This is a genomic window from Halothiobacillus sp. (genome assembly GCF_028710545.1).
Lineage (GTDB): Bacteria > Pseudomonadota > Gammaproteobacteria > Halothiobacillales > Halothiobacillaceae > Halothiobacillus.
On the sequence record NZ_JAQTTX010000034.1, the window covers coordinates 22,621 to 29,083 of the forward strand.

Below are 6,463 nucleotides of genomic sequence, written 5' to 3' on the forward strand. Positions count from 1 at the left end.
ACATCTAATATTAATGGCATTGATAAACCGATTGATGGACCCCATTGATGAGCATGCTGTCATTTAACGAGATTTCGGCCAAAGGTCTGGATGGCGAGATTCATGAATGACTGCCAACACATGAATGAGGTCTCCCTTGATCGTATAGAACAAGCCATAAGGGAATCTCGGTGCCAGTGCGCGGCGAACTTTGGGAATCACTTCGGCATAAAGCAGCGGTTCTTGCTGTAAACGTATGAGTTGCAACTCAATGGCAACAACAAATTCCTCACCGAGGCCGGTGCTTTGCGATTCATACCATGCCTGGGCCGCACCCATTTCTCGGACGGCCCGCGAGGAGAAGGTTAGGCGGTACGCCATGAGCCATCTTTAAGACGTGATTTCACCTGCTCCCAGGAGTAACCCTCTGTTGGGTTTGCTTCGAAGGCTGAAAGACGTTCTTCCAATTCAACCTTGTGTTCAGGAGAAATGCTCACGGCTTCAGGCACTGCGGCGACGCTGTCCCAGATCAGTTCCACCAGACGGATGCGTTCCTGCACGGGCAGTTCAAGGATGTCAGCAATAGAGACAGTGTTCATGTCAGATGTTTCCTCTTGAATTTAGGATGAAGGATGTTTCTGTGCTCACCAACCAAGTTTTGATATCAAAGAGGTCAGTCTCGATTGACTTCAACCCTATAGGAGCACCGCCTCTATTCTGGTACCCGGAAGCCAAAGTATACACCGCCTCATCGGCTGGTTCGTGGGGATAAAAGTTCACATAACCGGAATCTCCGGAAGCAATCTCAGTTCGCGAAAATCAATCGAGCCTGAGTACAGGTTACGTCGCCTTAATAAATCCGTGAGCTGCGTCACCGTGAACGCCTATCGCAAGCTGTTTTCTCACGCTATATGAACGTGAGCAAAAAATCTCGTCTCGGATTAAAACGTGGTGTTAAAAAGCCTGGAGGCTCTGCGCTGCGTCTTTTGTCGGTTGTGAAGAACAATGGCATTCAGTCGAATAGCTGAAGCTACCGTTGGGGTGCAAGATCATAAGCTTGTCCGACAACCTCAGCGTACAGGTGGCGCGGGTGCGGATGGCTGAAATTGCGAATCTGTTGTCCACCGTTCCGCCTTATGATGATGTTCAGAAGGTTTACGAATAAAGATTGGACGCCTGAGAGTCAAAAGAATAGGATTTAATCCTACTAAAACGAGGGAGTCCGTTATGCGAACCACCAAACAAATGAGCGTCACACTGCCCAACGACATGGCGGAGGTGGTGAAGGCCAAAGTACGCACGGGTGAATACGCCAGTGAAAGCGAAGTGATTCGTGATGGTCTGCGTGCATTGATGGCTCGGGATCGCGCCGTTGAAAACTGGTTAACCACGATGGTTGCCCCGGCCTATGACTTATTGCAGTCCGATCCAACTCGTGCCGTCAGCGCCGACCAGATGCGCGCACACCTGGCTGCGGAATATGCCAAAACACGATGAATTATCGTGTTGTCTTTAGCCCGGAAGCACGAGAGCAACTTAGCACGCTTTTTCATTACATCGCCGAAGCGGCAACGCCTGACATCGCGGCACGCTACACCGAAGCTATCGTAAGTTACTGTGAAAGCCTGTGCACGCTGCCTCTTCGTGGTACACAACGCGACGATGTGCGACCAGGACTCCGTATAACCAACTACAAGAAACGCGCGGTGATAGCCTTTTGTGTGAATGACGAGCTCATTTCCATCCTCGGCATTTTCTACGGTGGGCAAGACTACGCATCCATCCTGCAAGACAGACCGGACGACTGGGGCGCGGATCACTGAACGTACCCAAAGCTCTACGCTTCTCCAATCACCGGCATCTTCACACCCAGCACCAGCTCATCAAACGGCACATCAATTTGCCCCTGCTCATTGCGTTCAAAAATGTGCCACTTCAGCCCGCGTAGGGCGGGATAGTGCAACGCCTCGAAAAACCTTTCCAGGCAATCTTAACGTAAGGGCATTGGGGCCGATTCCATTGATCGATTGCAGCCAGTGTCCTGTCTTTGAATCATCTTCATATGTATTCGAGCGATCACGGTCGTTTGAGTGGGATGTCTGCCAGCGTGCATTGGTCAAGCTCTGCAAGAAATGCGCTTAGCGCCCTATGAAACACATGTTTCAGTTGGCAGCTCGGAAGAATTTGGCAATTTTGTCTTTGAGGCGAGAAGCATTCCACCAGGTTCCAGTGGTTTTCAAGCGCGCGAACCACATCGCCCACACGTATCTCATTGCTTGGGCGGCTGAGTTTCAATCCGCCGTTTTGACCCCGTTTTGCTTCGATAAAGTTGTTTTCTACCAGCGTGTTGATGACCTTCATCATATGATTACGCGAAATACGGTGAAATTCCGAGATCTCGCGAATGGTGAGCAGGCGAGGTGGGTTGTTCTTTTCCTCTTCCGCCAACAGGATGAGCGCGCGAAGTGCCAAGTCGGTCTGTTGATTGAGCTGCATACAAAAGCCTGACCTACAATGATGTATTTATATGGCATCATAACTTCAAAATGAAAAACAGACCAGTATTCTGCTTGCAATGTTAAATGATGCATATAATATGCATCTATGAATGAGGCTTCATGTGCTTCAGTTGCAGGAGACGACAATGAGACGGCATGCTCAACTTCAGCCACTTTCTCGCTCACACCACCAAACCTTGCGTCTTGCACGTCAGCTCAAACTAGGTCAGTGGAATCTGGCCGATCTTCGAGCGGAAAAAAAGGAGCTCTATCACCACTTCACAGAGGAAGAGAGCACATTCTCGAGCCTGGTTTTCGGTCTGGCAGACACGCATCCCATCATGGCGCAACTCTCTCGCATGATCTTTGAGCACATTGCGATTATGGCGTTGATTTCATGTATTGAGCACAGCAAACCCTTGGATAATTCCGAACAAGTTATCGCCTTGGGTGAGTTGTTGTCAGAGCATATTGCCTTCGAAGAGCGTGAGCTTTTTCCAACCCTTGAACAGTGTTGCCTCATCAATTCAACACCCTATGAGCTCATGTAATGAAATCTCATGTTTTGTTCAGTATTGGATTTCGCCCCTGGTTTCTGCTGTTTCTCGCGGGTGGCGGCCTGATGTTTTCAGCTTGGGGTTTATCTTGGATGATTGCATCGACCGGTTTGCACATCCCTATCGAGCTGCCCCCAATGCTTGTGGACTGGCGGTGGCACGCTCATGAAATAATCTATGGTTTGGGTGTGGCCCTTCTTTCTGGTTTTTTGTTAACGGCGGTGCAGAACTGGACGGGGAGGCGGCCGCTACCACCCATCGGGCTGTTTGCAGTAACCGCAATATGGCTGTGCGCGCGTGGTGCTTTTTTATTTTTCGGGATGCACAATACATGGGCCTACCTGCTCTCAATAATTCCAGAAATAATTGTTGGTCTGGCAATTCTGAACGTTATTGTCCGTGCTGGTCAGTGGCACAACATTCTGTTTCCATTTGTATTATTACTTTTGGCATTTTTGGATGGCTATTTTGGCATCCATATCAATGAACCAGATTTACATGGACAGGTCGCCATCATGGGTTTATGGCCAATCCTCGCCGTTCTGTTATTTGTTTCCCAACGTATCATTCCGGCCTTTACCGCAAATCGGGCAGGTGCGCGCTCAAAATCATCAGGAATGTACACTGCGGTTATTTTTGGCCTGTCGCCACTTTTATTGCTGCTGTTGGGTTTTGTGCCGCAAATTCCGGGGCATGCATTGTTATGGAGCGTGATTTCAACAGCAATCATTCTGTTCGGTTTACGGGGAATCATGCGTTGGTGGCAACCGGTAGCCCTTCATGAACCCATGTTGCTGGTGCTGTATGCGGGGTTTGTACTTACATTGGCCGGTTTGATTATTATGACATTAAGCATCCTTATTTTTAATCATAATCAAGATGCTGCTGTGTGGTGGGACGCAGGAATACATGGAATGGGGATTGGGATACTCGGTATTCTTGGCCCTGGCATGTTGTTGCGCGTGAGCGCGGGGCACAGTGGGCGCAGAATTTTTATGCCCAAATGGCTTCGTGTATTTTTTATCGTTGCTTTTTTGGTGTGGTTATTGCGGGTATTTACCCCGGCTTTTGGATACAACCCTCTAATGCTCGGTTTATCTGCATGGGGTATGGCAGCGGTATATTTTGCGTTGTTATTTGCCGTGGGCTTTTGGCTTGTAACGCCTCGGGCCGATGGGCGAATTTAGTTCTCTGAAAGCAGATTGAGTGTTCAATTAATGTGAGGTTTATGTCATGAATGAATTTGATAATGAAAATAATGATGAGCAAAAAGTTGCCAGTGCGGATTCTTCTCGTCGTGCAGCGAAATGGTTTAATTATGGAACGATCATTGCAGTATTGGTTCCGGTGCCGTTATTTATTTTCTGGACCGGCCTTTCCATGCTGATCTATGCGCTAAACAAACACCACCCGAACCAAATGGTCGGAAACTACACACAAAAGGCAGCGTACCGATTTTATGGCATTGCTGGCGCTTCTGTCGCAATCGCGGTGTTTTTTCCTCCTCATATTATTTACTATCTGGTGATTTGGGCCATATCTGCTGTGATTCTGATTCCTGCTTCACTGCGGGATATTTACCTCATAAATCATGACGCCTGGCACGATGTGGTCATTGAACCGCACAAACCATTTGCCGAACTCGAGCAAATTTGAATCACCCAGTAGGTACCTCGAAAACCCAATCCCTGGGTTTTTTCGAGGTCGTTCGTAGCGGGAAACTCGAAGCGAACTTGCACCATTTCTTTCGCCTACGCGATTAATTTGAGTGCTGTACCTGCCTCGGCGGGTTCAGGTTACGGATAACATGAGTTCACGAAAACAGGATGAGCATGCTTGACAGGCAGCTTTGAGTGATTAAGATAGTAATTGATTACTTACTTAAGGTCTCGGTTATGGTCACTCATTCAAAACACCTGCCTGCTGAAGAACGCCGTGCCGCGACGGTCGAAGCGGTCGTCGAGTTGGCTGCCAAGCAAAACCCGAGCGAGATCACGACCACGGCAATCGCCAAGCACATGGGCGTGACCCAGGGTGCGTTGTTCAAGCACTTTCCGACCAAGGACGCCATTCTTGAGGCGGTCATGGAGTGGGTGGCAAAGCGCCTGCTCACCCGATTGGACAAAGCCGCCGAAACAGCGGCCACGCCTTTGGGCAAGATCGAGGCGATGTTCATGGCACAGGTGGGCTTCGTCGTCGAGCATCCGGGCGTGCCACGCATGTTGTTCGGTGAGTTACAGCGCGCGCAGTTGACCGCGCCCAAACTTATGGCGCAATCGCTGCTGCGCAATTACCACGAGCGTTTGTCTCGGCTCATCGAGGCCGGCAAGACGTCCGGCGAAATCAGATTAGACCTCGACACCGAGGCCGCTGCCACGCTCTTGATCGGCATGTTGCAGGGGCTGGTCATGCAATCGTTACTGGCGGGGGACGTCACGCAGGTACGCAGCCAAGCGCCACGGGTCTTTGCGATTTATCTAAGCGGCATCGGGAGCAGCAAATGAAGATTCTACCTTTCCAGGGTCGTACCTTGGCGCTCGTCGCCGTCATCGTTTCGCTACTGGCATTACTCTTTTATGTCGCGCTGCGCTCGGGACCGCTGGCGCCGGTGGCCGTCACCGTCGCCGCGGTGGAAAACCGCGCCATCCAACCGGCACTGTTCGGCATCGGCAAGGTGCAGGCGCGCTATACCTATTTGATCGGCCCGACCTTTGCCGGACGCGTCAAGCGGCTCGATGTCCACGTCAGCGACCGGGTCAAGGCCGGTCAGGTGCTGGGTGAAATGGACCCGGTAGATCTGGATGATCGCATCCGCGCGCAACAGGCGGCGATCAAGAGTGGCGAGGCGGCACTGCGACAAGCCCAAGTCAAGCGGGTCTTCGCGCAAACGCAGGCAACGCGCTACGAAAAGCTGCTCGCGGCGCGCGGCACGAGCGAGGAGGTGGTTGTGACCAAGCGTCAGGAACTGGCTGTGGCTGATGCGGCGCTTGCCGCGGCGCGCGATGAGTTGAATCGTTTCCGCGCCGACTTGCAGGGCTTGCGCGCGCAGCGCAGCAATCTAAGCCTTATCGCACCGGTGGATGGGCTGGTGTCGGTGCGTGATGCCGACCCCGGTACGACGGTCGTCGCCGGGCAGGCGGTCGTCGAAATGATTGACCCGGCGAGCCTTTGGATCGATACACGCTTCGATCAGATCAACGCCACGGGGCTGGCCGCCAACCTGCCGGCAGAGATCGTGTTGCGCTCGCGGCAGGGTGAAATTCTGCAAGGTCACTTGTTGCGCGTCGATCCTCTGGCCGATTCGGTGACCGAGGAAACCTTGGCCAAGATCGTGTTCACCAAGATACCCGAACCGCTGCCTCCGGTGGGAGAACTGGCCGAGGTCACGGTGCAACTTCCTGAGCTTCCCGTCGCCCCGGTCATACCCAA

Annotated in this window: 11 protein-coding genes; 7 read left to right on the forward strand and 4 right to left on the reverse strand. The window is 51.7% G+C overall.

The window, feature by feature from the left end:
* Window positions 1–63 precede the first annotated feature (63 nt).
* Window positions 64–360: a type II toxin-antitoxin system RelE/ParE family toxin gene (locus PHD44_RS08225; RefSeq protein ID WP_300190241.1), complete on the reverse strand. Its 297-nt coding sequence runs from the start codon at window positions 358–360 to the stop codon at window positions 64–66.
* Window positions 345–578 (reverse strand): addiction module protein, encoded by a 234-nt coding sequence (locus tag PHD44_RS08230; protein WP_300190244.1) that lies wholly within the window; start codon window positions 576–578, stop codon window positions 345–347. Before PHD44_RS08230 ends, PHD44_RS08225 begins: the two co-directional genes overlap by 16 nt.
* Window positions 579–1,206: 628 nt before the next feature.
* Here PHD44_RS08230 and PHD44_RS08235 point away from each other — a divergent pair.
* Entirely contained in the window at window positions 1,207–1,476 is a 270-nt protein-coding gene (locus PHD44_RS08235; protein ID WP_300190247.1) for a type II toxin-antitoxin system ParD family antitoxin, read from the forward strand.
* Entirely contained in the window at window positions 1,473–1,802 is a 330-nt protein-coding gene (locus PHD44_RS08240) for a type II toxin-antitoxin system RelE/ParE family toxin (protein WP_300190249.1), read from the forward strand. The genes PHD44_RS08235 and PHD44_RS08240 overlap by 4 nt, the downstream gene beginning before the upstream one ends.
* 14 nt (window positions 1,803–1,816) lie before the next feature.
* Here PHD44_RS08240 and PHD44_RS08245 read toward each other — a convergent pair whose 3' ends face one another.
* Entirely contained in the window at window positions 1,817–1,942 is a 126-nt protein-coding gene (locus tag PHD44_RS08245) for a hypothetical protein (protein ID WP_300190252.1), read from the reverse strand.
* Window positions 1,943–2,055: 113 nt separating this feature from the next.
* Complete coding sequence (locus PHD44_RS08250) at window positions 2,056–2,475, reverse strand: Rrf2 family transcriptional regulator (protein ID WP_300190255.1); 420 nt, start codon at window positions 2,473–2,475, stop codon at window positions 2,056–2,058.
* Window positions 2,476–2,599: 124 nt separating this feature from the next.
* Here PHD44_RS08250 and PHD44_RS08255 point away from each other — a divergent pair, with 124 nt between their 5' ends.
* The 5 genes from PHD44_RS08255 to PHD44_RS08275 all read left to right on the forward strand — a co-directional run.
* Window positions 2,600–3,028: a hemerythrin domain-containing protein gene (locus tag PHD44_RS08255; RefSeq protein WP_300190257.1), complete on the forward strand. Its 429-nt coding sequence runs from the start codon at window positions 2,600–2,602 to the stop codon at window positions 3,026–3,028.
* The gene (locus tag PHD44_RS08260; protein WP_300190260.1) at window positions 3,028–4,221 is read left to right on the forward strand and encodes an NnrS family protein; all 1,194 of its coding nucleotides are present in this window, start codon (window positions 3,028–3,030) and stop codon (window positions 4,219–4,221) included. Before PHD44_RS08255 ends, PHD44_RS08260 begins: the two co-directional genes overlap by 1 nt.
* Window positions 4,222–4,267: 46 nt before the next feature.
* Window positions 4,268–4,690, forward strand: a complete 423-nt coding sequence (locus PHD44_RS08265) for a hypothetical protein (protein WP_300190262.1) — start codon at window positions 4,268–4,270, stop codon at window positions 4,688–4,690.
* 239 nt (window positions 4,691–4,929) lie between these two features.
* On the forward strand, window positions 4,930–5,538 hold the full coding sequence (locus PHD44_RS08270; protein WP_300190265.1) for a TetR/AcrR family transcriptional regulator: 609 nt from the start codon (window positions 4,930–4,932) through the stop codon (window positions 5,536–5,538).
* A partial coding sequence (locus tag PHD44_RS08275) for an efflux RND transporter periplasmic adaptor subunit (RefSeq protein ID WP_300190268.1) occupies window positions 5,535–6,463 on the forward strand: 929 nt, incomplete at its 3' end. The genes PHD44_RS08270 and PHD44_RS08275, both read left to right, overlap by 4 nt.

Excerpts from the sequence above, each read along its gene's own strand:
- PHD44_RS08240 (WP_300190249.1), top strand. The coding sequence starts at position 1,473 with ATGAATTATCGTGTTGTCTTTAGCCCGGAAGCACGAGAGCAACTTAGC.
- PHD44_RS08265 (WP_300190262.1), top strand. The coding sequence starts at position 4,268 with ATGAATGAATTTGATAATGAAAATAATGATGAGCAAAAAGTTGCCAGT.
- PHD44_RS08225 (WP_300190241.1), bottom strand. The coding sequence starts at position 360 with ATGGCGTACCGCCTAACCTTCTCCTCGCGGGCCGTCCGAGAAATGGGT.
- PHD44_RS08250 (WP_300190255.1), bottom strand. The coding sequence starts at position 2,475 with ATGCAGCTCAATCAACAGACCGACTTGGCACTTCGCGCGCTCATCCTG.
- PHD44_RS08270 (WP_300190265.1), top strand. The coding sequence starts at position 4,930 with ATGGTCACTCATTCAAAACACCTGCCTGCTGAAGAACGCCGTGCCGCG.
- PHD44_RS08260 (WP_300190260.1), top strand. The coding sequence starts at position 3,028 with ATGAAATCTCATGTTTTGTTCAGTATTGGATTTCGCCCCTGGTTTCTG.
- PHD44_RS08235 (WP_300190247.1), top strand. The coding sequence starts at position 1,207 with ATGCGAACCACCAAACAAATGAGCGTCACACTGCCCAACGACATGGCG.
- PHD44_RS08230 (WP_300190244.1), bottom strand. The coding sequence starts at position 578 with ATGAACACTGTCTCTATTGCTGACATCCTTGAACTGCCCGTGCAGGAA.